General features: G+C 38.0%; 1 protein-coding gene. It reads left to right on the top strand.

All coding sequences use genetic code 11. From position 1 onward, the window contains the following. A partial coding sequence (locus ACHRV0_RS21705; RefSeq protein ID WP_395442535.1) for a DUF2931 family protein occupies nt 1-255 on the top strand: 255 nt, incomplete at both ends.

Genomic DNA, 255 nt, shown 5'->3' with positions numbered 1-255 from the left:
GTTATGTTGGCGGTGACAAGTATAAACCTGTTCCTGATAGTATTGCCATTAATTGGATTTGTGGAGTTGACCGATATTATTACGAAGGGGGAATAAAACTGCCTAGAGAAAAAATGCTTGAATTGTTAAAAAAAAAAGTGATAGATTCTTATGGTGCTCAACAAGAATACGATGTGATTGTGGCAGGAATGGCTCCTGGAGGAAATGTTACTATTTGGATGCAGGGAGGAACTGGTAGTACTGAAATATGTAGGT

It is taken from the genome of Flavobacterium sp. FlaQc-30 (assembly GCF_044005885.1).
Classification (GTDB): domain Bacteria; phylum Bacteroidota; class Bacteroidia; order Flavobacteriales; family Flavobacteriaceae; genus Flavobacterium.
Note: the sequence above shows the minus strand (reverse complement) of the source record. Positions and strands in the feature narration are given on the sequence as shown.